We start from the raw sequence: 24,529 nt of genomic DNA, 5'->3' as shown, positions 1-24,529 counted from the left end.
TCTGTCAAGGAAAAGATCCGCGCCCGGAACGAAAAAAAATCGTCATTTTGGACAGAGTCTAGGTTGCGCACAGGGGGGCTCTTGGGTAGTTTGGCTGCCTGTTGCCGCGCTGGGGTGCAAACAAAATGAATAGTAAATTTCAAAACTTCAGTTCCGGTGCTCGCTATATGTTGTGGTTCGGACAGGCTTTCACCACGAGCGCCAAGTAAGAACTTCAGCATTTCGAAGTTTTATTTCGCACAACCCGAAGAGTTCAGGGCGTCGCCGGGAGCGATTTCCGCTGGGGAAAGTGCGTCCGGGGTTAAGACGGTCTGACTGGCCGGTCATTATTGGGTGGGGCAACTAGATGACCGAAGCTTCGTTGGAAGAGGGGACAAGAAGAGGTTTGAATGTGTTGGGTGAATTCGGACCGGGGCGGCATGTTGGCGGGAGCGGGCAAATGACCGCGGACGTGGCCGGTGATCAGGAACTATGCTGGGCGCGGGTGCGCGGTCGGTTGCGGACCGAACTGGGCGATGCGGTTTTCCGGAACTGGCTGAAGCCTCTCAGCTTCGAGGGCATCGACGAGGGCACCGCGATCATGCGGGCGCCGAGCCCCTTCGTGCGCGACCGGGTGCGGTCGCAATATTCCGATCGTCTGCGCGCGATCTGGTCTGTCGAACATCCCGGCGTGAAATCGATCGCAATCTTTGCCGCGGGCCGGGCCAAGGCCGAACCGGTGTCCGAGGCGTCCGAGACCGAAGGCCTTGCTGCCGATGCCGCGGAGATCGGAGCGCCGATGCCGGCACCGGCGGTGAGGGGTGCCTACGAGCCCGAGGCGCGGCCCGATTTCGAGGCGCCGCTCGATCCGCGATTCACCTTCGACAATTTTGTCGTCGGCAAGCCGAACGAACTGGCCTTCGCCGCGGCCCGCCGGGTTGCGGAAAGCGAGGCGGTTCCGTTCAATCCGCTGTTCCTCTACGGCGGGGTCGGTCTCGGCAAGACGCATCTGATGCATGCCATCGCCTGGCATGTCCGGCAGAAGGATCCGCGCCGGCGGGTGATCTATCTCTCCGCCGAGAAGTTCATGTACCAGTTCATCCGGGCGCTGCGTTTCCGTGATACGGTCGCCTTCAAGGAACAGTTCCGCTCGGTCGACCTGCTGATGATCGACGATGTGCAGTTCATCAGCGGCAAGGATTCCACCCAGGAAGAGTTCTTCCATACTTTCAACGCGCTGGTGGACCAGAACCGCCAGGTGGTGATTTCCGCCGACAAATCGCCGACCGACCTCGAAGGCATGGAGGAGCGGCTGCGCTCCCGCCTCGGCTGGGGTCTGGTGGCCGATATCCATCCGACGAACTACGAGCTGCGCCTCGGTATCATGCAGTCGAAGGCCGAACGGCTCGGCGTCGAGATGCCGGAGAAGGTGCTGGAATTCCTCTCGCACAAGATCTCCTCGAACGTCCGCGAGCTCGAGGGGGCGCTGAACCGGATCGTCGCGCATTCGACGCTGGTCGGTCGCGATATCTCGCTGGAGATGACCCAGGAGGTCCTGGCGGATCTGCTTCGGGCCAATGACCGCCGGGTCACCGTCGAGGAAATCCAGCGTCAGGTCGCGAACCATTTCCAGATCCGGCTCTCGGAGATGCACTCGGCCCGCCGCTCGCGTGCGATCGCGCGGCCGCGCCAGGTGGCGATGTATCTCTCCAAGCAGCTCACCTCGCAGTCGCTGCCCGATATCGGGCGGAAATTTGGCGGCCGCGACCACACCACGGTGTTGCACGCGGTGAAGAAGGTCGAGGAGCTTCGGGGCCTGGACAAGCAGTTCAACGACGATGTCGACCTGCTCCGCCGGATGCTGGAATCCTGACCCCCGGAGGCCGCTTCCGGCGCCGATCCCAATAGGTCAGAAAAGCGAACTTTTTTGCCCTTGAAACTACCGCAAGCACCATGCACTTGTGCTATAGTTTCACGGACCTGCCTCATATGGTGGCCCATGGCTGCCGGCGGGTGGGTAAATTGGGGATCAACGTTCCAGCCGATAAGTAGAAGAATATGAAAATCGTTATTGATCGCGCGGCTTTGCTGAAGCCTCTCGGACACGTCCAAAGTGTGGTGGAACGGCGGAATACGATCCCGATTCTGTCCAATGTTCTGTTGAAGGCGGCGGATGGCCGGCTCTCCCTCAGCACGACCGACATGGACATGGACATCGTCGAGTCCGTGGCCTGCGAAGTGGCGGAGCCCGGCGTCGTCACGGTGCCGGCCCACACGCTCTACGATATCGTGCGCAAGCTGCCCGAGGGATCGGATGTCGAGCTGGCCGCGACAGGCGATGTCAGCCGGGTCACGATCCGCGCCGGGCGCTCGAACTTCTCCCTGCCGGCCCTGATGCCGGAGGAGTTCCCCGCCCTCAGCGGCGATGCCCTGCCGCACAGCTTCGTCATCAGCGCGGCCGATATCTGCATGCTGATCGATCGGACCCGTTTCGCGATCTCCACCGAGGAGACCCGCTACTACCTGAACGGCATCTATCTGCACGCGGCCGACGCCAATGGCGTCAAGGTGCTGCGCGCGGTCGCGACCGACGGCCACCGTCTGGCGCGGGTGCAGATGCCGCTGCCGCAGGGCGCGGAGGAGATGCCGGGCGTGATCGTGCCGCGCAAGGCTGTGAACGAGATCTACAAGCTGATCGGCGAGGTCGAGGGCGATGTCACGGTCTCCCTTTCCGACACCAAACTGCGTGTCGCCTTCGAGGATACGGTGGTCACCACCAAGCTGATCGACGGCACCTTCCCGGACTATGAGCGGGTGATCCCGAGCGGCAACGACAAGATGCTGCATGTGGACCGTCAGCGCTTCTCCGAGGCGGTGGACCGCGTGGCGACGATCTCGACCGAGAAGTCCCGCTCTGTGAAACTCGCCGTGACCAGCGGCCAGCTGACCCTTTCGGCGAGCAGCCCGGATAACGGCACCGCGCAGGAAGAGGTCGAGGTCGATTACAGTGCGAGCGATCTCGAGATCGGCTTCAACTCGAAATACCTGCTGGACATCACCGGTCAGATCGAGGGCGAGAAGGCGGTGTTCAAGCTCGCCGATCAGGCCTCGCCGACGATCATCCTCGACCAGGATGACGAGAGCGCGCTTTACGTGCTGATGCCGATGCGCGTCTGAGGACGGACCGGTCCCAGGCGGCCCGGCGGCCGAGCCAGCACGAATGGAAATGTTGAACGCATTGCGAAACACGGACATGTCCCGACCGATGCCCGGACCGGCTGAGATCAGCGCCGGACGGGTTTCGCCGTGCGTCAGCCGCCTGTCCGTGACCGGATTCCGCAATTATACCGCCGCCCGCATCGAGACCGATGCGCCGGCGGTGGTCCTGACCGGCCCGAACGGGGCCGGCAAGACCAACCTGCTCGAGGCCGTCTCCTTCCTCTCTCCCGGCCGTGGGCTGCGCCGGGCGCAGATTTCCGAGGTCGGACGCGCGCAGCCGGATGGCAGCCATGCCAACTGGGCGGTCGCCGCCGAGGTGGAGGGGCTCGAGGGCACGGTCTCAATCGGTACCGGACGGGATCCCGGCCCGGAGGGTGACGGCCGCTCCGGCGGCGAGAAGCGGCTTGTGCGGATCGACGGCGCTCCGGCGAAAAGCCAGTCCGCCCTCGCAGACCATCTTTCCGTCTCCTGGCTGACGCCGCAGATGGACCGGCTCTTCATCGAGGGCGCCTCCAACCGGCGCCGCTTCCTCGACCGGCTGGTCTATACCTTCGATCCGGACCATGCCGGCCGGGTGAACGCCTATACCCATGCGCTGCGCGAGCGGGCGCGGCTCTTGAAGAACGGGACCCGCGACCGGGCCTGGTTTGCGGCGCTCGAGGAATCCATCGCCGAGAAGGCGGTCGCCATCGCCGCGGCGCGCACCGGTCTGGTGGCGCGCCTCAACGCGGAGACGGAAGCCGGCTCCGGCCCGTTCCCGGGCGCCGAGCTTTCCCTCGAAGGAGAGGTCGAGGCCGATATCGCCACCCGGCCTGCGCTGGCGGTGGAGGACGATCTGAAGGCGCAGCTCGAAGCCACGCGGCGTCTCAACGGCAGCGAGCCGGCCCCGGTGCCGGGCCCGCACCGCAGCGATCTTCTTGTGCGTCACCTTCCGAAGGACATGATGGCGCCGCATTGTTCGACCGGCGAGCAGAAGGCGCTTCTGATCGCCATCGTGCTCGGCCATGCCCGCCTCGGCGCGCAGGAGACCGGCGCGGTGCCGGTCCTGCTGCTGGACGAGGTCGCGGCGCATCTCGATAGCGGCCGCCGGGCCGCGCTTTATGATATTCTCCTCGCGCTCGGCGGGCAGGTCTGGATGACCGGTACCGACCGCGCGCTTTTCGCGTCCCTCGAGGGCGCCGGTCAGTTCTTCGCCGTCGAGGACGGCGCGGTCCGGTCCGACTGATCACCTGCGTAACTGGGAGCCGACATGGCACAAGACGATCTTCCGGAACAGAACGGCGCGAATGGCGAGCAGGCCGAGTACGGCGCCGAATCGATCAAGGTCCTGCGCGGTCTTGATGCGGTCCGGAAGCGGCCGGGCATGTATATCGGGGACACCGACGACGGCTCGGGCCTGCATCACATGATCTACGAGGTCGTGGACAACGCCATCGACGAGGCGCTGGCAGGTCATTGCGATCTCGTAACGGTCACGCTCAACGCGGACGGATCGGCGACGATCACGGACAACGGCCGCGGCATCCCGGTTGATATCCACTCCGAGGAGGGCGTCTCCGCCGCCGAGGTGATCATGACCCAGCTCCATGCGGGCGGGAAGTTCGACCAGAATTCCTACAAGGTCTCCGGCGGCCTGCACGGCGTCGGCGTCTCGGTCGTGAACGCGCTGTCCGAGAGCCTCGAGGTCCGCATCTGGCGCGAAGGCAAGGAGCATGTCATCCGTTTCCGCCACGGCGAGGCCGAGGCGCCGCTCGAGGTGGTCGGTCCCGCGAACGGCAAGAAGGGCACCGAGATCACTTTCCTGCCGTCGTCCGCGACCTTCACCAAGACCGTGTTCGACTTCAAGACGCTGGAACATCGCCTGCGCGAGCTCGCCTTCCTCAATTCCGGGGTGCATGTGCTGCTGACCGACGCGCGCGAAGCGGAGCCGGTGAAGGTCGACCTCTATTACGAGGGCGGCCTGAAGGCCTTCGTCGAATATCTCGACCGCAACCACCAGGCGCTGCACGAACCGATCGTGGTTATCGGCGAGCGCGACGGGATCACCGTCGAGGTCGCGATGGAGTGGACCGACAGCTATCACGAGAACACGCTCTGCTTCACCAACAACATCCCGCAGCGCGACGGCGGCACGCACCTCGCCGGCTTCCGCGGGGCGCTGACCCGGACGGTCAACAACTACGCCCAGGAAAGCGGGATCGCGAAAAAGGAGAAGGCCCAACTCAGCGGCGACGACGCCCGCGAGGGCCTGACCTGCGTGCTTTCGGTGAAGGTGCCGGATCCGAAATTCTCCTCCCAAACCAAGGACAAACTGGTCTCCTCCGAGGTCCGGCCGGTGGTCGAGTCCATCCTTGGCGAGAAGATGCAGCAATGGTTCGAGGAGCACCCGCAGGACGCCAGGCGCATCGTTTCCAAGGCCTATGAAGCCGCTGCCGCCCGCGAGGCGGCGCGCAAGGCGCGCGAGCTGACCCGCCGCAAGGGCGTGCTCGACATTGCCAACCTGCCGGGCAAGCTGGCCGACTGCCAGGAGCGGGATCCGTCGCTCTGCGAACTCTTCCTGGTCGAGGGCGACAGCGCCGGCGGCTCCGCCAAGCAGGCGCGCGACCGCAAGACCCAGGCGATCCTGCCGCTGCGCGGCAAGATCCTGAACGTGGAGCGGGCGCGCTTCGACAAGATGCTATCCAGCCAGGAGATCGGCACAATCATCGCCGCGCTCGGCACCAGCATCGGCTCGGAAGAGTTCAATATCGAGAAGCTGCGCTACCACAAGATCATCATCATGACGGACGCCGACGTCGACGGCAGCCACATCCGGACCCTGTTGCTGACCTTCTTCTTCCGGCAGATGCCGGAGCTGGTCGACCGCGGCCATCTCTATATCGCCCAGCCGCCGCTCTACCGGGCCAAGAAGGGCAGCTCGGAGACCTATCTGAAGGATGACCGGGAGCTGGAAGCCTATCTGATCAGCAACGGCATCGACGGGGTCACCCTGAGGCTCGCCGACGGGACCCAGATCCTGGGTTCCGATCTCGAACGGCTCGCCGAGCAGGCGCGTGACGCCAAGACGCTGATCGAGCCGCTGGTGCGCCGCATCGGTTCCTCCTTCGTGGTCGAGCAATGCGCCGTCGCCGGCGTTCTCAATCCGGAATTGCTGGCCGACGACACCCGGGCGACGGAGGCCGCAGCGAGCATCGCCGCGCGGCTCGACGCGCTTTCCGAGGATATCGAGCGCGGCTGGACCGGGTATTACGACGCCGACAATATCGAGCTCGTCTTCGAGCGAACGCTGCGCGGCGTCACCGAACGCTACCGGATCGACCAGGTTCAGGTCCGCACGCCCGAGGCGCGCCGCCTGACAGGTCTTGCGGCCGAGCTTGCCGCGACCTACGGCAAGGGTGCGGCCCTGCAGATGAAGGATACGGAGCGGGCGATCCACGGCCCGATCGCCCTCATCGAGGCGATCCAGGAGACAGGACGCAAGGGTCTCGCGGTGAACCGTTACAAGGGCCTCGGCGAGATGAACCCGGACCAGCTCTGGGAAACCACGCTGGACGCCAACCAGCGCACCCTGCTGCAGGTCCGCGTCGACCATCTGGACGAGGCTCAGGAGATTTTCTCCACGCTGATGGGCGACGTGGTCGAGCCGCGACGCGAGTTCATCCAGGAAAACGCCCTCAAGGTCGCCAATCTCGATATCTGATCTGCGGACAGTCACGGCGGCGGACCGAATTATTGAACTTCATCAGTCCGTTGCCCGTGATTGTATGCGTTGATAAAGTTCCCCCGGGGAACGGAATATCCGGGGGAAATCATCCATGCTTCGACGGGTAACGGCACTCTGTGCCGTCCTTACGCTTGTGGCCTGCGCAGGCCGCGAGCCCGTAATGGTCGAATCCTACCAGCGGCATGACGAAAAGATGTCCTGCGCCGAGATCGATCGCGAAATCGGCCGCAACAATGCGGGTATTCGGTCGCGCGTCGTCGAATCGAGCAACAGAACCGGCCGCAATGCGATGGTGGGGGCCGTCGGGGTCCTGCTGTTCTGGCCGGCGCTGTTCGCGCTCGACCTGAAGGATGGAGCGGGCCAGGAGATGACGGGACTCGCAGCCCGCAACGATACGCTCGTTCAGTATGGCCGCGAGAAAGGCTGCGATATCCAGATGGCGCTCGATGTCGAGACGGCGAAGGCGGAATATGCCGCCCGCTTCGACGAGGACGGAAATCTGAAGCCGGATGCGGCCCAAGTGACCGCGGCTCCCGCATACAGCTCCGTACCGCGCCCGACGGCGGTCGCGTCCGGCAGGCCGCCGGTCGAAGCGGGAAGCAGGGACGCCCTGCAGAACCTGATGAACGCTTTCCTCAATGGCGATATCGATCAGGCGGAGTACGAACGGCGCCGGACCGCGCTTGGCTCCTGACCGGCCCGCCGGAACATCGAACTCTCTCTGCTTCGGCCGGTTTGCGCCACCGGCGATCACCAAGCCGTGCATGCCGGAAATCCTTCGACAGGCGCCTTCGTCAGATTGTCAGTTCCTCCCCTTCCAAGGATGGGGTTGAAATCGCGGTCCCTGAATAATATATAAGCAATCACTTATATATGATCTGACACGCGAGGATAGGGCGATGCCCGCGCTTCCAATCGAGGCAATGGACCGGAAAGCAGCCGAAGTGGCTGACTTTCTGATGGCGGCCGCCAACCGGAACCGGCTGATGGTGCTCTGCCATCTTGCCGAGGCTGGGGAGCTGACGGTGACGGAACTGGCCGGTCTTGTCCGGCTGTCCCAGCCGGCGCTCTCCCAGCATCTGGCTCGCATGACCGAGGAAAAGCTCATCACCGTCAGGGCAGACGGACGGCGGCGGTACTACGCATTGAGCGAAGGACCCGTCAGCGACCTGCTCGAGGTGCTGCAGAGGCATTTCTGCCCGCCGGACGGCGCGCGCGCCGCGGCCGAATGACATTCACGATCCAACGAAAGACAGAGACATGCAAAGCAACCACCCGCAGCTGAAAGGCATCGACACCCAGAGCGCCGCGCCCGAAATCGAGGCCGGCAACGCGGTTCTGATCGACATCCGCGAAAAGGACGAGCGCGCCCGGGAATGGATTCCGGGTTCGGTTTCGCTCCCGCTCTCCGAATGGCGGAATGCCGATCTTTCGGCCTACAAGGGCAAACGTGTCATCGTCCATTGCCGTTCCGGCAACCGCACCATGGTCAATGCGGCGCTCTTCACGGGCGCCGGGTTCGGCGAGGCGGCCTTTCTGGAAGGCGGCATCGAGGGCTGGAAGGATGCGGGCATGCCGGTGTCGAAGAACCCCAAGGCGCCGCTGGAGATCATGCGCCAGGTGCAGATCATTGCCGGCGGCATCGCGCTCGCGGGCGGTCTCGCCGGCTACCTGGCCGACCCGGTCTATGCGCTGATCGCCGCTTTCGTCGGCGCCGGTCTGCTGGTCGCGGGCACCACGGGCTGGTGCGGCATGGCGCGTTTCCTCGCCCTGATGCCCTGGAACCGCCAGCCCTCAAGCTGACGGCGGTCTTTTCCTAGCCGTGCAGCGCGACGGCGCGGGCTTCGGCCTCCGCCGCGCGGCGATGGTCGCCGAGCCCGCGATGGGCCCGCGCGGCAAAGCGCCAGTTCTGCGGGCTGGTCGGCTTCAGCGCGGTGCGTTCCGAGGCCAGCGCGAGCGCAAGTTCGTGCCGCCCGTCGCGGAGCGCGGCTTCCAGCAGCGTGAGGCCGATTACGTCGCGCTGGGCATGGCTGCCGCCGAGATAGCGGGTGCGGTAGCGGATCGGCAGCAGGGTCTCGACCGCCGCACCGTATTCTTCCTGCGCGAAGGCCTTAAGCGCCCGGCAGAACGGCTCGCCGACTGTCCGGGTCATCGCCGAATTCGCATCGTTCGCGGCTGTGGTATAGCGCTCGTGCGCGTGCAGCACCCGGTCGGCGACCTCCCAGCGCCCGTCGGCGACGAAGGTCATCATCGCATGCACGTCGTTGAAGGCGTAGAGCGTGTCCGTCGCACTCGGCTCCCACTTGTCGGCAAGCGTCTTCCAGCGCTCGCCGACATCGACTCCGAGCAGATTGAGGCGCCAGAGCAGGGCCGCGGCGTCGAGTTCCTCGTACCGGTCGCCGCTCTGGTCGGTGCTGCGCAGGCAGGTGTCGTAGACGTCCAGCACGCGGTCATACTGGCCGAGATCGAGATGGTAGAGCGACAGGTGCCACCAGAGATGGTTGGCGAAATTGCCGTAGGCCCAGTCCCCCTCGCGCGAACGCATCCAGTTGATCCCGCCGGACTGCCGCCCCTGACTCTCCATCACATGGGCGACCGCATGGACGGCATAGGCGTCGGCCGGATTGAGGGCGACGGCGCGGCGGCCGCATTCCTCGGCCATGGCGAAATCCCGGTTCTCCTCCAGACCGAAGGCGTAGAGACCCAGCACATAGCCGTAGCCGGGCACGCTCTCGTCCCAGGCATGGAGGATGCGGGCGACCCGGTCGCGCTGGTTCGTGGTGTCGCCGAGCAGCACGTCGGAGAGGTGGGCGAGCTGCAGGGCGAGGAGGTCGCGCGGGTAATGCACCAGCACCTCGTCCCAGAGATCGACGGCGCGGTGGAAATCACCGTCGGCCCAGGCCCGGATCGCCCGGATATGCAGGCGCTCACGTTCGTTTGCGCGCATCGCCAGAGCTTCCGCCTTTTCGAGGGCATCCACCATGTCCCGGTAGATCCGCGTCTCCATGGCCTGGGTCAGCAGGGCGGCCTTGAAGATGTGGCCCATGACGAAGTCGGGCGCGCCGTCCAGCACCTCCTCAATCTCGCCGAGCGGATCTCCGGAATAGGTCAGGAACAATTCGTGTGCCTTTTCCAGTCCGGCGACGAGGTCGGCATCGGCGGTGGAGACAGCGAGATCGCGGCTGTCATGGATGGTCATGGCGGGTCTCCCGGCGGGATCGCGTTGCGGCTTTCAGCATAGCTAAGCGCGAAACCGATCACACACAATGCGAGAGCGCGTGATCGGTTCTTGAAGACGCGCCAGCCAGTCCTGACTTCCATATTTCTATGCTAAAAATGTAGCGTATTTAATTGGTTATTTGATTAAAAGAGATTTAACATGAGCTAGCGTCTTTAAGTATCTAGATTTCTGGCAAAATAGTGCAATTTCAATCACTTTTAATATAATTTTTAAAGTTAAAGCAATATATTAAGAAAATGGAATTTTATTGCCAATATCAATTGGTTGCTGATTAAATCTAAACCTCAACATGAGCTACGGAAACCGATGGCACGGACTCCGACACGAAAACCCGCGACAGCCGGGCGGACCACGCGTTCCGGAAAAGTCAAATCCGCCTCGTCGCGGGATGGCGGCAGTGCGTCCACGTCGACCGCGAAGCCTCGCGGCCGTGCCGCGCCCCGCCGCCGCAAGTCTGCGGTCGTGCGCAAACGGACCGGTTTCGTCGCCGCGATCCTGAAATACGGTTTCGTCGCTGCAATCTGGATCGGCGTCGCCATCGGCGGGGTGCTCGCCTATCACGCCTACCAGCTTCCCGACATCACCGATCTCGACCGGTACGAGCGCGCCGGCGCGACCCGACTGCTCGACCGTGATGGCGCGATGTTCGTTTCCTATGGGGCGCTGCACGGACGGCCGGTCGCGGCGGACAAGCTGCCGGAAAGTCTGGTCCAGGCACTGGTCGCGACCGAGGACCGGCGCTTCTTCTCTCATTTCGGAATCGATCCGATCTCGATCGCGCGCGCCGCCATGATCAACCTGCAGGCCGGCCGGACCGTGCAGGGCGGCAGCACATTGACCCAGCAGCTCGCCAAGAACGTCTTCCTCAGTGCCGAGCGCTCCTATTCCCGGAAGATCCAGGAGCTGTTGCTCTCCTTCTGGCTGGAGCACCGTTTCTCGAAACAGGAGATCCTCGCGATCTATCTGAACCGGGTCTATTTCGGTGCCGGCGCCTACGGGGTCGATGCCGCGGCGCGGAAGTATTTCGGCCGTCCGGTGGAAGATCTCACCCCCTATCAGTCGGCGATGCTGATCGGCCTGCTGAAAGCGCCGTCGCGCTACAATCCGGCGGTGGACCGGGAGCTTTCCGAAGGCCGCACCAAACAGGTTCTGCTCAATATGGCGGATGCGGGCTACCTGACCGAGGCCGAGGCGCTCCGGATCGCCTCGAAGCCCGCGGCGATCCGTGGGGCGGCCGGGGTCAGCCGCAATCACCGTTACTTCGCCGACTGGGCGCGGGAGCGGGCGAGCGGCTATGCCGGGCCCGGCGGCGGTGACCGCACAATCCGCACCACCCTCGACCTGCGCCTGCAGCGCCTCGCCGAGCGGGCCGTCGCCGAGGGCATGAAGCGCGGTGCCAAGAAAGGTGTGCGCCAAGTCGCCATGGTGGTGATGTCGCCGGACGGTGCGGTCCGGGCGATGATCGGCGGCCGGGATTACGGCGCCTCCCAGTTCAACCGGGCGACCCAGGCGCTGCGCCAGCCGGGTTCCGCCTTCAAACCCTTCGTCTTTCTCGCCGCGCTCGAGGCGGGATATCAGCCGGAGACGCCGCTGTCCGACGCGGCGCTCACCATCGACGGCTGGCAACCGCGCAATTTCGATGGCCGTTACCGGGGCGAGGTCACGCTGGAGGATGCGCTCGCCGACTCGCTCAATGCGGCGACGGTCAGTCTTTCGGAAGCCATCGGCCGGCGCCGGGCGCTTTCCGTCGCACGCCGCCTCGGGCTGACCGCGACCCTGCCGGACCGGCCGAGCCTCGCGCTCGGGTCGGGCGAGGTGACGCTGCTGGAGATGACCGCGGCCTATGCCGCCTTCGCCAATCACGGCCGCTTCGTGACGCCCTATGCGATCGAGGCCATCGGCACCTCGGCGGATGGAACGATTTACGCGCGCCGGGAAACCGCCGCGCCGGAAGTGGTCGATGCCCGCGCGGTCTCCGATCTCAACCGCATGCTGCAGAGCGTGGTCGAACGCGGTACCGGCAAGCGTGCCCGGATCGACCGTCCCGCGGCCGGCAAGACCGGCACCTCGCAGGGCTTCCGGGATGCCTGGTTCATCGGCTATACGGCCGATCTCGTCGCCGGGATCTGGGTCGGCCGCGACGACGCCTCGCCGATGGACGGGGTGACGGGCGGCAGCCTGCCGGCGGAAATCTGGGCCGCCTTCATGTCGGAGGCCGTGAAAGGCCCGCCACGCCCGCTCGCGGGGCTCGCCGAAGGCAAGGCGAACAGGCTCTGAGCCCTTTTTCCTAGAAGCGCGGTATCTCGATATCGACGATCAGCGGGAGGTGGTCGGAGCTGGCTCTGGGACCGAGGACCGTATTCGTCACATTGAGCGTCGGCGTCACCAGCACATGGTCGATCGGCAGTGCCATCACCGAACCGAGCCAATTGTCTCCCCAGGTATAGGAGCGGCGCAGTCCTGGAACGACCTTTGTGCCCGAATTCCGTGCGACCGTCTGCACGGCGTGGCTCCAGGGCGCGGCATTGAAATCGCCGGTGAGGACAAGCGGCGTGCCGAGCTGAGACCAAGCGGCTGACAATCCCGATATCTGTGCCGCCTGCGGCGAGGGGAACGGCCACCTCAGATGAAGGGAGGCAACCGTCACTTCTTGCCCGTCGCGTTCCACCGTGGCCCATGCGAGGCGATGATCATTCTGGCAGCCGGTCGCGGCGAACGGTGTCCGGGAGAGAACCGCGATGGCGGAAGAGCTGCGATAACGGCAGATCAGTTGGTGAGGGTAATCCTTCTTCAGCCGCCGGATGACCTTCGGCGGCTCCAGCGAGAGTTCCTGCAGGGCAATGACGTCGGGGTCGGCATCTGCAATGAACGCCGCGACCCGGTCCGCGTCCGCATAGATGTGATGCAGATTCAGCGAAACGATTCGCAGGCCCGACCCTTCCTCGCGGGCATCCGCTGCGGAGGCCCCCCCTCCGAACAATTGTCCGAGCAGGCCGACGCTCACCACGACGGTCGCCGCGAGGGCGAGGCCGTTGACCCAGGCACCGGTGATGAAAAGCAGCGGAATGAAGGGCAGGGCCAGCACCACAAGATGCAGGCGGAAATGCGAGAAGCTGTCGGCCAGCGGATGAAACGCGCCGAGCATCCCGGCGATCAGGGCGGCGGCGATGCCCCAGGAACTATAGATCGCGAACCGCTTCAGAGAATCCATATGGGAAGAACCCGGCGCTTGGAGAAAGAGACGAAAGACAGTGCGGACCTTCGCCTCGAAATTTGACCGGAAAATGAACGCTTTAAGGCGGGCTTAATCAGCCGTAGCGATGCAGCGCCGCGCCGTGCCGTTTCAGCCAGGCGCGGGAGGTGTCCATGTCCTCGACCAGCCGCTCGACCAGGGCCCAGAAGCGGTGCGAATGGTTCATCTCGATCAGGTGTGCCGCCTCGTGGGCGCAGACATAGTCGAGCACATGCTCGGGCGCGAGGATCAGGCGCCAGGAGAAGGAGAGCGCGCCTTTCGAGGAACAGCTGCCCCAGCGGCTCCGCGTGTCGCGGATCGAGATCCGCGCGGGGCGCCGCCCGAGCTGTTCCGCATAGAACCGCGCCCGCTCCGAAATCTCGCGCCGGGCTTCGCGCTTCAGCCAGTCGGTGAGGCGCCGGGGCAGGTGGTCGGCGCCGCCCGAGATTTCCAGCCGGGCGGGCTCGGTCTCCCCAGCCTCGACGCGCCGGACCGTGCCGCGGCGCTCAGGGGTGTGGCGGATCAGATGGTCGGTGCCGAGCAGGGGGATGGTGACGCCGTCGGCGAAGGGCACGGAGTCCGGCAGCCGCTTCAGCCGCTCCTCGAGCCAGACCACGTTGCGGGCGACGAAGCTTTCCGCCTGGGTGGGCGCGACGCCGCGGGGAAGCACGAGTTCCGGCATACCGCGCGCCGGATCGACCTTGAGCGACAGCCGCCGGGCGCGGGCCGAGATCCTGACCGGGACCTCGATCTCGGCGCCGTCGCGTCCTCTCACGATCAGGGAGCTGGCGTCTTTCATGGTGCGGCATCACCAGTTGTTGGGGATTGGCAGGCCCAGTCTACTACATATTCGCGCTTGCGGGACTGTCTTCGATCATTTCCCGATCCCCTCCGGGCGGGGAACCAGCGCCAGCGCGACCAGTGCGAGCAGACCCGAAACCGCGAACACATCGGGCATTACATGCGGGTGCTGGTTCTGCAGGCTGCTGATCACCAGCGAGCCGAGAGCGCCGGTCCCCATCTGCGTAAAGCCGAGCAGTGCCGAGGAAGACCCCGCCATGTGCGGAAAGTGCTGCATCGCGCCCGCCATCGCACTCGGCAGGGCGAGGCCCATGGCGAAGAGCAGGATCATGCTCGGACCGATGATGGTGAGCGCGCTGACATGGCCGAGCTGGGCCGGAACCACCATCGTGATCCCCGAGATGAAGGCGAGGATCGCGCCCGCCCGCACCATGCCGTAGATGCCGACCTTTCGCCCGAAGCGGTTGGTGATCAGGTTACCGGAGAGGAATCCGGCGACATTGAACAGGATCAGGAGCCCGTAGCTCTGCGGCGAGAAGCCGAGTTCGACCATGAGGAGGTAGGGAGAGCCGGTCTGGTAGGCGAAGAGCGCACCGAAGATGGCGCCGATCAGAAGCGCGTAGCCGCTGAAGCGCCGGTCGGTGACGAGGCTGCGGTAGTTGCGCAGCATGGCGCCGAAATCGGTCGCGTCGGGCCGCTTCTCGCGGATCGTCTCCGGAAGACGGACGAGGCAGTAGAGTGCGAGGCCGAGGGCGATGGCGGCCATCAGCACGAAATTCGCCTGCCAGCCGAAATGGGCATGCAGCTGCCCGCCGACGGTCGGCGTCAGGGCGGGCGAGAGCGCCATGGCCATGCCGATATAGGAGAGGATGCGCGCCGATTCGGCGCCCTCCGTCTTGTCCCGGACGACGGCGCGGCTGATCGCCTGGCCGGCGCAGGCACCGATGGCGAGCAGCAGGCGGGCTGCGATCAGGGCCCAGATCGAGCTGGCGAGCGCGCAGGCGATGGCGCCGGCGGCATAGACCAGCAGCCCGCTCAGCAGCACCGGCCGGCGCCCGGCACGGTCCGAGAGCGGTCCGATGAAGAGCTGGAACAGGGCGAAGGCGGCGAAATACACCGTCAGCGTGAGCTGGACCGTGCCCATGTCGGTGTCGAAGTAGGCGACCAGCGAGGGCAGGGACGGCACGAACAGGCCGACCGACATCTGCCCGAGCGCGACCATCAGGGTCAGCGTCGTGATGCCGCCGAGCGAATCGACCCGGAAATCGGAATTTTTCATCGATGATCTTCGAAAGAGACGGGGCCGCCCCGTCGGGCAGCCCCTTCTCATAGCGCATATTTCCGCACGGGTAAAACCGCCCGGTTTACCAGGCGGCGGCGAGGGCCTCCCGGTCACCGGTGGCCTCGGCGGCGAGCAGCCGGCGCTTGCGTTCGACACCCCAGCGATAGCCGGTGAGGCTGCCGTTCGCGCCGACCGCGCGGTGGCAGGGGATGATCAGCGCCACCCGGTTGCTGCCGCAGGCACGGCCGACCGCGCGCGAGGCACCCGGTTTGCCGATTTCTGCCGCGAGCTCCCCATAGGTCCGGGTCTCGCCCGCGGGAATGGTCATCAGCGCTTCCCAGACCTGACGCTGGAAGGCGGTGGCCTGGATGTCGAGCGGCAGCTTGCGGTCCGGCGCCTTTCCCTCGAGCCGGGCGAGCACCTCGTCGGTCAGCCGCCCGAGCGTCTCGTCCTCGCGGACGATCTCCGCGAACGGAAAGTCCTCGCGCAACCCGGCCTCGAGCGCCTCCGCCTCCTCGCCGAGACCGACGGAACAGATCCCCGCCTCCGTCGCCGCCACCAGCACCTGGCCGAGCGGTGAGGGGCACGTGGTGAAGGCGATGGTGGCGCCGCGACCGCCCTTGCCGTAGGTCGCCGGCGTCATGCCGAGCTGCCCGCGCGCCTTCTCGTAGAGCCGGCTGGAGGAGCCGTAACCGGCGCCGTAGAGCGCCGGGGCGACCGCCTCGCCCGATTTCAGGTTCTGCCGCAGCCGCTCCAGACGCCGTGCGTCCCAGTATTGCCGGGGCGAGACACCGGTGACCGCCTTGAAAGTGCGTTGCAGGTGATAGGGCGAGAGACCGGTCGCCGCCGCCAGTTCCTCGAGTGTCGGGGCGGTTTCCTCCGCCGCGTCGAGCAGAGCGCAGGCCGCCGTCACCGCCAGCCGGCGCCGGCCCTCCGCGGCGTCCTGGCCGAGGCATTTCCGGCACGCCCGGTAGCCGGCAGCCTCGGCCTCGGTCGGGCTCTCGTAGAAGCGTACATTCTCGCGTTTCGGTTTGCGCGACGGGCAGGTCGGGCGGCAGTAAACGCCGGTCGTGACCACGGCATAGAAGAACGCGCCGTCGGCCGCCGCGTCGCGCTCCGTCACCGCGACCCACCGGGACGTATCATCCTGAAAACGCGTGCTCTCGATGCTCACTGGATTGTCCGGCATGGTCCGGGCCTCCTCGGTTGCGACGCCTATTCTATAGCGTCTCGCGCCATTCGCCGACTATCCGGGCCTTGCGCGGCAAACCGGCTTTTCGAGCGCCCGTTTCCGCACTCGGCGGGGGGAAACGAACGCTCGGAATTTTCGAATGAAAAGAAAAACTTAGCTGAATTTACTGCAACGAAAATGTCACGGTTCTTTCACCGTTCGGACCTTCAGCGGGAATAGGGTCACGCGCTCGTAATTCATCCGATGGAGCCTTCTTATGAAAGCAACCAAGACGCTTCTCGCTGCCGCGGCTGGCCTTGCCATGCTCGGCGCGGGTGCCGCCCACGCGGCGACCGAAATCACTTTCTGGCACGCCATGGGCGGCGGTCTCGGCGAGACCGTGAACGCCATTGCCAAGGACTTCAACGCGTCCCAGAGCGAGTACAAGCTGACCCCGATCTACAAGGGCGGCTATGAAGAGACCATGACGGCCGGCATCGCCGCCTTCCGGGCGAACGAAGCGCCGAACATCATCCAGATCTTCGACGCTGGCGCCGCGACCATCATCAATGCCAAGGGCGCGGTCTACCCGGTCGCCAAGCTGCTGAACGAGAACGGCGTTCCGTTCCACGCCGAGGATTACATCGCCGGCGTCCGCTATTTCTACGCGGACAGCAAGGGCGACATGATCGGCATGCCGTTCAACAGCTCCACCCCGGTGCTCTATTACAACAAGGACGCCCTCGCGAAAGCCGGCGTCGAGCCGCCGAAGACCTGGGAAGAGTTCGAGACCATCGCGCCGAAGCTGAAGGCCGCCGGTTACATCGCGCTCAGCCAGTCGCACACGCCGTGGATCTTCTCCGAGAACTTCCATTCCCGCCACAACCTGCAGATGGCGAACGAGAATAACGGCTTCGACGGCGTCGCCACCGAGATCAAGTACAACAACGAACACATGCGCATGCACTTCTCGAAGGCGCGCGAATGGCAGCAGGCCGGCTATTTCGGTTATTACGGCACCAAGTGGGGCGACAACCAGAAGCCCTTCATCGACCAGGAAGTCGCCATGTGGCTCGGCTCCTCGGGCTCCTTCGGCGGCCTGAAGTCGGCGGCGAAATTCGACTTCGGCACCACCAACCTGCCGTACTGGAACAGCATCACCAAGGGTGAGGACTACACGACCTTCATCGGCGGTGCGGCCCTCTTCGCCTTCTCCGGCAAGGACAAGGCCCAGAACGAGGGCGTCGCCCAGTTCTTCAAGTTCCTGACCAAGCCGGAAACCCAGTTCTTCTGGCACAAGGAAACCGGCTACGTGCCGATCACCAACGCGGCCTACACGCTCGCGAAGGAAAGCGGCTACTACAAGGACGAGCCGGACGCCGAGGTCGGCATCCAGCAGCTCAACCTGAAGTCCGCCGAGTGGAACAAGGGCTATCGCCTTGGCTACTACGTGCAGATCCGCGAAGTCATGAACCGCGAATACGACCAGATCTTCGCCGGCACCAAGTCGGTCGAGGACGCCTTCGCGGCGATCGAGGACGGCTCCAACAAGCTGCTCGCCCGCTTCGCCAAGACGGTCCAGTAAGCATCATCTCCCGAGAGACGGCGGGCGGCTCTCCGCCCGCCGTTTTCCCGTTCCGGCTCGTTTGGGGTTCCGCCGATGAAACGGCAGCAATTCGACTACATCTCCCTGCCGTACCTGCTGATCGCGCCGCAGCTCGCGATCATCATGATCTTCTTCGTCTGGCCGGCGGCGCAGGCGATCTACCAGTCCTTCATGCTGGAGGATCCGTTCGGCCTTTCCAGCCAGTTCGCTGGCTTCGACAATTTCCGCGAGGTGTTGTCGAGCGCCCATTACGCGACCTCGGCCGTCTTCACGCTGGTCTTTTCCGCGCTCGTCGCCTTCCTCTCGATGGCGATCGCGCTGCTGCTCGCGGTCAAGGCGGACGGGATCATCCACGGCCAGTCGGCCTACAAGATCATGCTGACCTGGGTCTATGCCGTCGCGCCGGCCGTCGCCGGGATGATCGGCACCTTCCTGTTCGACCGTTCGATCGGCTCGCTGAACCATCTGCTGAACGCGACCGGCTGGCCGTTCAATCCGCAGCTCGACGTGTTCGACGCCTCCTTCACCGTGATCCTGGTCTCGGTCTGGAAGCAGGTCAGCGTCAATTTCATCTATTTCCTCGCCGGCCTGCAGTCGATCCCGCGCGCGGTCCGCGAGGCCGCCCTGATCGATTGCCGCAACGGCTTCCGCCGGTTCTGGACCGTGACCCTGCCGCTGCTGGCGCCGACCGGCTTCTTCGTGCTGGTGATCAACATCACCTACGCCTTCTTCGACACCTTCGGCGTGATCGACACCATGACCCGCGGCGCGCCCGGCGGCGGCACGGCGACGCTGGTCTACAAGGTCTATCAGGACGGCTTCCTTGGCGCCGATCTCGGCGGCAGCTCCGCCCAGTCCGTCATCCTCATGATCCTCGTGCTCGCGCTCACCGTCGTGCAGTTCCGCGTGCTCGAGAAACGCATCCATTACTGAGCGGGACCACGCCGATGAAACATGTCAAACCGCTCGACCATCTGATCCTGATCCTCGGCGTGCTCTTTCTGCTGCTGCCGATCTGGATCGCCTTCGCCTCCTCGACGCACCGCCCGGAAACCCTGCTCGGCGACGGCCTGCAGCTCTGGTTCGGGGACTATTTCTGGGAGACCTACAGCGCGGTCCTGTTCGACAATTCCGGCTTCACCGAGCAGGTGAACGCGTTGTTGATGCTCAAGAACTCGCTGGTGCTCGGGCTCGGCTTCTCGGTCGGCAAGATCATCATCTCGACGCTGGCGGCCTATGCCATCGTCTATTTCCGCTTCCCGGCGGGCAGCGTCTTCTTCTGGATCATCTTCTCCTCGCTGCTGCTGCCGCTCGAGGTCCGCATCATCCCCTCCTACAAGGTGGTTTCCGACCTCGGGATGCTGAACTCCTACACCGGCCTGATCCTGCCGCTGATCGCCAGCGCGACCGCGACCTTCTTCTTCCGCCAGTTCTACAAGTCGGTGCCGGAGGAGATCCTGGAAGCCGCGCGGATCGACGGCGCCGGGCCGTTCCGCTTCTTCGTCGACATCCTGCTGCCGCTCTCCAAGACCATGATCGCGGCGATCTTCATCATCATGTTCGTGGTCGGGTGGAACCAGTATCTCTGGCCGATCCTGATGACCACGGACGAGAGCTATTTCACGGTCGTCATGGGGATCAAGCAGATCCTCAACGACCTCGAAGGCAACCGTATCCCGCAATACAACAAGGCCCTCGCGCTTTCGATCCTCGCGCTGCTGCCGCCGGTCCTGGTGGTCGTCGTCTTCCAGCGCTGGTTCGTGAAGGGTCTCGTCGAATCCGAAAAGTGAGGAACCGAGGATGGCCGAGGTCACCCTGAACAGCATCGAGAAGGTCTATCCCAACGGCTTCAAGGCCATTCACGGGATCGACGTCGATATCCGGGACGGCGAGTTCATCGCCCTCGTCGGACCGTCCGGCTGCGGCAAATCCACGCTGCTGCGCATGGTGGCGGGGCTGGAAAGCATCAGCGGCGGCGCGGTCTCCATCGCCGGGCGCGAGGTCAACAAGCTGGAGCCGGCGGACCGGGACATCGCCATGGTGTTCCAGAACTACGCGCTTTATCCGCACATGACGGTCTCGGGCAACATGGCCTACGGGTTGAAGAACCGGGGCATGGCGAAGGACGAGATCGCCCGCCGGGTGCGCGAGGCGGCGGACATTCTTGAGCTTTCCGAATTGCTCGAACGGCGGCCTCAGCAACTTTCCGGCGGCCAGCGCCAGCGCGTCGCCATGGGCCGCGCCATCGTGCGCGAGCCGGCGGTGTTCCTGTTCGACGAGCCGCTCTCCAACCTCGACGCCAAGCTGCGGGTGCAGATGCGGGTCGAAGTGAAGAAGCTGCAGCGCCAGCTCGGCACCACCAGCCTCTACGTCACCCACGACCAGGTCGAGGCCATGACCATGGCGGACCGGCTGGTGGTGATGAATGCCGGCGTCGCCGAGCAGATCGGTACCCCGATCGAGGTCTATGACAGACCGGCGAGCAAGTTCGTCGCCGCCTTCATCGGTTCGCCCTCGATGAATTTCATGGAGGCGCGGATCGAAAGCGGCGAGGCGGTGCTGGAGGGCGGTGTCAGGCTCCCGATGAACGGTTCCGCCCAGAATGTCAGCGAGGGGCAGACGGTGTCCCTCGGCATCCGCCCGGAGCATTTCGAGCCGGGCGGCGACACCCACGGTCTCGCGCTCCAGATCGACTTGGTCGAGCATCTCGGCGCCGAAACGCTGGTGCACGGCCATACCGGCGGCAGGAACGCCCTGACGACGGTCCGGCTTTCCGGCCATCAGCATTTGTCATCGGGCGAAACCCTGCATCTGACGGCCGCGCCGGAAAACCTGCACCTGTTCGATCCGGAAAGCGGCAAGCGGCTCTAGGCGCCCACCTTCGCCAGAAGCCGCATCAGCTCTTCCCGCTCGGCACCGTTTAACGGCGCCAGAAGGTCTTCCTCTACCGAAAGGTGGCTCACCACCAGCCCGTCCGCCAGCGCAAAACCCTCTTCCGTCAGCGCGACCTTGAGGCTGCGGCGGTCCTTCGAGTCGGCCGTGCGCGCGATCAGGCCGCGCTTTTCCAGCCGGTCGAGCCGGTTGGTCATGGCCGAGGTCGAAAGCATCATTTCGCTCGCCAGCTCCGACGGCGTCAGGGTTTCGCCCTTGCCCTGGCGACGCAGGGTCAGCAGCACGTCGAAGCCGGCGCCGTCGAGCCCGGCCTCCGCCACATTGCCCTCGATCGCCGTGCGCACCCGGTCGTTCGCCCTGCGAATGGCCCCGCAGACGGCCATTGGTCCCGGATCGAGGTCCGGGCGCTCGCGTTTCCACTGTTCGAGAATGCCCTCCAGCGGCGCGCCCTGGGCGGCGTGCGGACGCGATTTTCGCGCGGGCTCTTGACTCATCGGCCGTCCTGCATCAAATAGTTCGATATCAAATTATCCGACATCGGAATATCGATGGTCGAATTAGTTAACCGTATCCGACTTGCTCCACCTTGTGAAGGACAGACCGATGTCAGAGTCTCTTGACCGCGGCGCGGAAGGCGCGCACGCAATACCGATGCTGGCCAACCCCTCCCTCCTGCTGATCGCCACCGGCGCCCTCGTCGGCCTGAATTTCCCGCTCGGAAAGCTCGCGGGCGAGGCCGGGATATCCCCGATCCTCTGGGCGATGATCCCCTCGCTCGGGGTCGCCGCGATCCTCTTTCCAGCCCTTGCCCTGCGCCGTGCGTTGCGCAGGCCGGACCGAAGCGTGGTCCGGTTCGCGATCTTCGGCGGGCTCGTTTCCTTCGTGATCCCCAATGTGATCCTGTTCGCCGTCATCCCCCATGCGGGCGCCGGCTATATGGGACTGATGTTCGCCCAGTCGCCGGTCTTCACGCTCGCCTTCTCGGCCCTGCTTGGGCTGAAGACCGCCAACCGGCTCGGCCTTGCCGGCATCGCCGTCGGCCTGATCGGCGCCGCCATCGTCAGCCTGACGCGCGGATCGGGAGCGGATGCGCCGGAGCCGTTCTGGATCGCCGCCGGATTCGCGGTGCCGATCGCGCTTGCCGTCGGCAATGTCTATCGCAGCATCGCCTGGCCCGCGAACGTCTCCCCGGACGTGCTCGCCTTCTGGAGCCATGGCGCGGCGATCTTCGGCTTCCTCGCCCTGCTGCTGATCGTCGAAGGGTCCATCCCGGCGACCTCGCTCACAGCGGTACCGGGCATTGCTCTGGCACAGGCCGTTGCGGCGGCCGCGACCTTCCCGCTTTTCTTCCGCCTGCAGCAGCTCGGCGGCGCGGTGCTGCTGAGCCAGATCGGCTATGTCGCGGCCTCCGTCGGCCTTGTCGTGGCCACCATCCTGCTCGGCGAACGCTACAGCTGGGAGACATGGGGCGGGGCTGTCGTCATCGCCGCGGGGATCGCGCTTACGGTGCTGGCCCAGCGCCGGGGGTGACCGTGTATCGGACGAGATTGTCCCGCGATTCCCCTTCCGTGCCGGGCGCCGGAGCGTTATAGCTCCGCCATGACCTTCGAGCAGACAGCGATCCTCGCGATCATCCTCGGCGCCCTCTCGGCGTTCATCTGGGGCCGTTACAGGATCGACCTCGTCGCCCTTCTGGCGCTCCTGCTGGCGGTGGCGGCCGGGGTCGTCGACCCGGCGCATGCGTTCGCCGGATTCGGCCATCCCGCGGTGATCACCGTGGTTGCCGTGCTCGGCATGTCGGCGGCACTGACGCGCTCGGGTGCCGTCGGCATGATTGCCGAGCGGCTCGCCCAACGCACCGATTCAGAGACCGCGAAGACCTTCTCGCTGGTCGGGCTCGCTGGATTTCTCTCCAGTTTCATGAACAATGTCGGCGCGCTCGCGCTCCTGATGCCGGTCGCGCTCTCCGTCGCCCGGCGGGCCGGACTTTCGCCGTCGCGGCTGCTGATGCCGCTCTCCTTCGCCTCGCTGCTCGGCGGTATGATCACGCTCATCGGCACGCCGCCGAACTTGATCATCGCCGATTATCGCCGCAACGCCATCGGCGAGGAATTCCACATGTTCGACTTCGCGCCGGTCGGTCTCGCCGTGGCACTGGCCGGGATCCTCTATCTGGTCATTGTCGGCGTGCGCCTGGTGCCGAACCGCCGCGGCAACGACGAGGGCAAACGGCTGTTCGAGCTTTCCAGCTACGTGACCGAATTCAGGGTCCCGGCGGGCTCACGCCTGATCGGCCAGACCATCCTCGCCCTCGGCGACCGGCACGAGGATACCGGACGTCCGACCGTGCTGGCGCTGCTGCGCGGCAACGAGCGCGTGGTCCGGCGCCTGACCCGCGAGCCGCTGGCGGAGGGCGACCTGCTGCTGGCGCACGGCACGGCCGAACAGATCGAGGCGGCGGTGCAGAAGGGCCTCGAACTGGTCGACGCCAAGGAACTCGACGCGACCAAGGATTCGAACGAGGACGCGCAGCTCTCCGTGGTCGAGGCGGTGATGCCGCCGCGCGCCTGGATCGAGGGCCGCAGCGCCGCCATGCTCCGGCTGCGCTCGCGCTACGGGCTGAACCTGCTCGGTGTCGCGCGCGGTGGGGCGCCGATCAACACGCGGCTGCGCGACGTGCGCTTCCGGGCCGGCGACGTGCTCATGCTGCAGGGCGACGCGGATCAGATCTACGGCACCATCTCGGCCCTCGGCTGCCTGCCGCTGGCGCAGCGCCGGATGAGTCTCGAGCGGCCGAAGATCCTCGCGCCCGCGCTGATCTTTCTCTCCGCCATCGTCGCGGCCAGTGCCGGGATTGTCCCGGCGGCCGTCTGCCTCGTGACCGGGCTCGCCGCCATGGTCCTGCTCGACCTGATCCCGATGAGCGAGGTCTACGAGGCGATCGACTGGCAGGTCGTCATCCTGCTGGGCGCGATGATTCCCGTCGGCACCGCGATGCACGAGACCGGGGCCGCGGGCCTGATCGCCGGCGTGGTGGCGGACGCGGCCTCCGGCTACTCACTCTATCTCGTGCTCGCGCTTTTGGTCATGCTGACCATGTTCCTCACCGACATGATGAACAACGCGGCGACGGCCCTCGTGATGGCGCCGGTCGCGCTCGGCATCGCCGAGCGGCTCTCGGTCAGCCCGGACCCGTTCCTGATGGCTGTCGCCATCGGTGCCTCCAGCGCCTTCCTGACCCCGATCGGGCACCAGAACAACCTGCTGGTGATGGGGCCGGCGGGCTACAGGTTCAGCGACTACTGGCGCGTGGGCCTGCCGCTCGACCTGATCATTCTCGCGGTGGCGGTGCCGCTGCTGCCGATCGTCTGGCCGTTCTGAT

Annotated in this window: 20 protein-coding genes; 14 read left to right on the top strand and 6 right to left on the bottom strand. The window is 65.3% G+C overall.

Going from position 1 to position 24,529, the window contains the following annotated elements:
- The first annotated feature begins 439 nt into the window (after positions 1–439).
- The 7 genes from dnaA to IG122_RS14495 all read left to right on the top strand — a co-directional run bounded on the left by dnaA (position 440) and on the right by IG122_RS14495 (position 8,725).
- The gene (gene dnaA, locus IG122_RS14525; protein WP_193184716.1) at positions 440–1,852 is read left to right on the top strand and encodes a chromosomal replication initiator protein DnaA; all 1,413 of its coding nucleotides are present in this window, start codon (positions 440–442) and stop codon (positions 1,850–1,852) included.
- Positions 1,853–2,037: 185 nt separating this feature from the next.
- Positions 2,038–3,156 (top strand): DNA polymerase III subunit beta, encoded by a 1,119-nt coding sequence (dnaN, locus tag IG122_RS14520; RefSeq protein WP_193184713.1) that lies wholly within the window; start codon positions 2,038–2,040, stop codon positions 3,154–3,156.
- Positions 3,157–3,244: 88 nt separating this feature from the next.
- Positions 3,245–4,423 carry a DNA replication/repair protein RecF gene (gene recF / locus IG122_RS14515; RefSeq protein ID WP_226893576.1) on the top strand — a complete coding sequence of 393 codons (1,179 nt, stop codon included), beginning with the start codon at positions 3,245–3,247 and terminating at the stop codon, positions 4,421–4,423.
- 24 nt (positions 4,424–4,447) lie between these two features.
- Positions 4,448–6,898, top strand: coding sequence for a DNA topoisomerase (ATP-hydrolyzing) subunit B (gyrB, locus tag IG122_RS14510; protein WP_193184707.1), 2,451 nt, complete (start codon positions 4,448–4,450; stop codon positions 6,896–6,898).
- Between the two features lie 115 nt (positions 6,899–7,013).
- Entirely contained in the window at positions 7,014–7,616 is a 603-nt protein-coding gene (locus IG122_RS14505; RefSeq protein ID WP_193184704.1) for a hypothetical protein, read from the top strand.
- A gap of 154 nt (positions 7,617–7,770) precedes the next feature.
- Positions 7,771–8,154 (top strand): ArsR/SmtB family transcription factor, encoded by a 384-nt coding sequence (locus IG122_RS14500; protein WP_404924611.1) that lies wholly within the window; start codon positions 7,771–7,773, stop codon positions 8,152–8,154.
- A gap of 28 nt (positions 8,155–8,182) precedes the next feature.
- Complete coding sequence (locus tag IG122_RS14495; RefSeq protein WP_193184698.1) at positions 8,183–8,725, top strand: rhodanese-like domain-containing protein; 543 nt, start codon at positions 8,183–8,185, stop codon at positions 8,723–8,725.
- A 13-nt stretch (positions 8,726–8,738) separates the two neighbouring features.
- On the opposite strand, the gene IG122_RS14490 is transcribed toward IG122_RS14495, so the two are convergent.
- Positions 8,739–10,121, bottom strand: a complete 1,383-nt coding sequence (locus tag IG122_RS14490) for a tetratricopeptide repeat protein (RefSeq protein ID WP_193184694.1) — start codon at positions 10,119–10,121, stop codon at positions 8,739–8,741.
- Positions 10,122–10,625: 504 nt separating this feature from the next.
- On the opposite strand from IG122_RS14490, the gene IG122_RS14485 reads away from it, so the two are divergent.
- Entirely contained in the window at positions 10,626–12,440 is a 1,815-nt protein-coding gene (locus IG122_RS14485; protein ID WP_319024892.1) for a transglycosylase domain-containing protein, read from the top strand.
- Between the two features lie 10 nt (positions 12,441–12,450).
- Here IG122_RS14485 and IG122_RS14480 read toward each other — a convergent pair whose 3' ends face one another.
- From IG122_RS14480 to ada, 4 genes are all read right to left on the bottom strand, one after another.
- Entirely contained in the window at positions 12,451–13,374 is a 924-nt protein-coding gene (locus IG122_RS14480; protein WP_193184689.1) for an endonuclease/exonuclease/phosphatase family protein, read from the bottom strand.
- A gap of 97 nt (positions 13,375–13,471) precedes the next feature.
- A complete protein-coding gene (locus tag IG122_RS14475; protein WP_193184686.1) occupies positions 13,472–14,194 on the bottom strand; it encodes a M48 family metallopeptidase in 723 nt (240 codons plus the stop codon).
- A 75-nt stretch (positions 14,195–14,269) separates the two neighbouring features.
- On the bottom strand, positions 14,270–15,475 hold the full coding sequence (locus IG122_RS14470) for a multidrug effflux MFS transporter (protein ID WP_193184684.1): 1,206 nt from the start codon (positions 15,473–15,475) through the stop codon (positions 14,270–14,272).
- 85 nt (positions 15,476–15,560) lie between these two features.
- The gene (gene ada / locus IG122_RS14465; RefSeq protein ID WP_193184682.1) at positions 15,561–16,667 is read right to left on the bottom strand and encodes a bifunctional DNA-binding transcriptional regulator/O6-methylguanine-DNA methyltransferase Ada; all 1,107 of its coding nucleotides are present in this window, start codon (positions 16,665–16,667) and stop codon (positions 15,561–15,563) included.
- Between the two features lie 259 nt (positions 16,668–16,926).
- On the opposite strand from ada, the gene IG122_RS14460 reads away from it, so the two are divergent.
- The 4 genes from IG122_RS14460 to IG122_RS14445 all read left to right on the top strand — a co-directional run bounded on the left by IG122_RS14460 (position 16,927) and on the right by IG122_RS14445 (position 21,126).
- The gene (locus IG122_RS14460) at positions 16,927–18,234 is read left to right on the top strand and encodes an extracellular solute-binding protein (protein WP_193184681.1); all 1,308 of its coding nucleotides are present in this window, start codon (positions 16,927–16,929) and stop codon (positions 18,232–18,234) included.
- A gap of 75 nt (positions 18,235–18,309) precedes the next feature.
- Positions 18,310–19,188, top strand: a complete 879-nt coding sequence (locus tag IG122_RS14455; protein WP_193184679.1) for an ABC transporter permease subunit — start codon at positions 18,310–18,312, stop codon at positions 19,186–19,188.
- Between the two features lie 14 nt (positions 19,189–19,202).
- A complete protein-coding gene (gene ugpE / locus IG122_RS14450) occupies positions 19,203–20,045 on the top strand; it encodes a sn-glycerol-3-phosphate ABC transporter permease UgpE (RefSeq protein WP_193184677.1) in 843 nt (280 codons plus the stop codon).
- 10 nt (positions 20,046–20,055) lie between these two features.
- Complete coding sequence (locus tag IG122_RS14445) at positions 20,056–21,126, top strand: sn-glycerol-3-phosphate import ATP-binding protein UgpC (RefSeq protein WP_193184675.1); 1,071 nt, start codon at positions 20,056–20,058, stop codon at positions 21,124–21,126.
- Here the strand turns inward: IG122_RS14445 and IG122_RS14440 are convergent.
- Complete coding sequence (locus tag IG122_RS14440) at positions 21,123–21,641, bottom strand: MarR family winged helix-turn-helix transcriptional regulator (protein ID WP_193184673.1); 519 nt, start codon at positions 21,639–21,641, stop codon at positions 21,123–21,125. The two genes, IG122_RS14445 and IG122_RS14440, sit on opposite strands and share 4 nt — an antisense overlap.
- Positions 21,642–21,750: 109 nt before the next feature.
- Here IG122_RS14440 and IG122_RS14435 point away from each other — a divergent pair, with 109 nt between their 5' ends.
- Both IG122_RS14435 and IG122_RS14430 read left to right on the top strand, forming a co-directional pair.
- The gene (locus tag IG122_RS14435; protein WP_193184671.1) at positions 21,751–22,677 is read left to right on the top strand and encodes a DMT family transporter; all 927 of its coding nucleotides are present in this window, start codon (positions 21,751–21,753) and stop codon (positions 22,675–22,677) included.
- 69 nt (positions 22,678–22,746) lie between these two features.
- Positions 22,747–24,528, top strand: a complete 1,782-nt coding sequence (locus IG122_RS14430) for an SLC13 family permease (RefSeq protein WP_193184669.1) — start codon at positions 22,747–22,749, stop codon at positions 24,526–24,528.
- The last annotated feature ends 1 nt before the right edge of the window (position 24,529 follow it).

This window comes from Nisaea sediminum (genome assembly GCF_014904705.1).
In the GTDB taxonomy this organism is placed as follows: domain Bacteria; phylum Pseudomonadota; class Alphaproteobacteria; order Thalassobaculales; family Thalassobaculaceae; genus Nisaea; species Nisaea sediminum.
Note: the sequence above shows the minus strand (reverse complement) of the source record. Positions and strands in the feature narration are given on the sequence as shown.

What these genes read in the sequence shown, in the direction of transcription:
- dnaA (WP_193184716.1), top strand. Translation starts at nt 440, where the DNA reads ATGACCGCGGACGTGGCCGGTGATCAGGAACTATGCTGGGCGCGGGTG.
- dnaN (WP_193184713.1), top strand. Translation starts at nt 2,038, where the DNA reads ATGAAAATCGTTATTGATCGCGCGGCTTTGCTGAAGCCTCTCGGACAC.
- recF (WP_226893576.1), top strand. Translation starts at nt 3,245, where the DNA reads ATGCCCGGACCGGCTGAGATCAGCGCCGGACGGGTTTCGCCGTGCGTC.
- gyrB (WP_193184707.1), top strand. Translation starts at nt 4,448, where the DNA reads ATGGCACAAGACGATCTTCCGGAACAGAACGGCGCGAATGGCGAGCAG.
- IG122_RS14505 (WP_193184704.1), top strand. Translation starts at nt 7,014, where the DNA reads ATGCTTCGACGGGTAACGGCACTCTGTGCCGTCCTTACGCTTGTGGCC.
- IG122_RS14495 (WP_193184698.1), top strand. Translation starts at nt 8,183, where the DNA reads ATGCAAAGCAACCACCCGCAGCTGAAAGGCATCGACACCCAGAGCGCC.
- IG122_RS14490 (WP_193184694.1), bottom strand. Translation starts at nt 10,121, where the DNA reads ATGACCATCCATGACAGCCGCGATCTCGCTGTCTCCACCGCCGATGCC.
- IG122_RS14480 (WP_193184689.1), bottom strand. Translation starts at nt 13,374, where the DNA reads ATGGATTCTCTGAAGCGGTTCGCGATCTATAGTTCCTGGGGCATCGCC.
- IG122_RS14475 (WP_193184686.1), bottom strand. Translation starts at nt 14,194, where the DNA reads ATGAAAGACGCCAGCTCCCTGATCGTGAGAGGACGCGACGGCGCCGAG.
- IG122_RS14470 (WP_193184684.1), bottom strand. Translation starts at nt 15,475, where the DNA reads ATGAAAAATTCCGATTTCCGGGTCGATTCGCTCGGCGGCATCACGACG.
- ada (WP_193184682.1), bottom strand. Translation starts at nt 16,667, where the DNA reads ATGCCGGACAATCCAGTGAGCATCGAGAGCACGCGTTTTCAGGATGAT.
- IG122_RS14460 (WP_193184681.1), top strand. Translation starts at nt 16,927, where the DNA reads ATGAAAGCAACCAAGACGCTTCTCGCTGCCGCGGCTGGCCTTGCCATG.
- IG122_RS14455 (WP_193184679.1), top strand. Translation starts at nt 18,310, where the DNA reads ATGAAACGGCAGCAATTCGACTACATCTCCCTGCCGTACCTGCTGATC.
- ugpE (WP_193184677.1), top strand. Translation starts at nt 19,203, where the DNA reads ATGAAACATGTCAAACCGCTCGACCATCTGATCCTGATCCTCGGCGTG.
- IG122_RS14445 (WP_193184675.1), top strand. Translation starts at nt 20,056, where the DNA reads ATGGCCGAGGTCACCCTGAACAGCATCGAGAAGGTCTATCCCAACGGC.
- IG122_RS14440 (WP_193184673.1), bottom strand. Translation starts at nt 21,641, where the DNA reads ATGAGTCAAGAGCCCGCGCGAAAATCGCGTCCGCACGCCGCCCAGGGC.
- IG122_RS14435 (WP_193184671.1), top strand. Translation starts at nt 21,751, where the DNA reads ATGTCAGAGTCTCTTGACCGCGGCGCGGAAGGCGCGCACGCAATACCG.
- IG122_RS14430 (WP_193184669.1), top strand. Translation starts at nt 22,747, where the DNA reads ATGACCTTCGAGCAGACAGCGATCCTCGCGATCATCCTCGGCGCCCTC.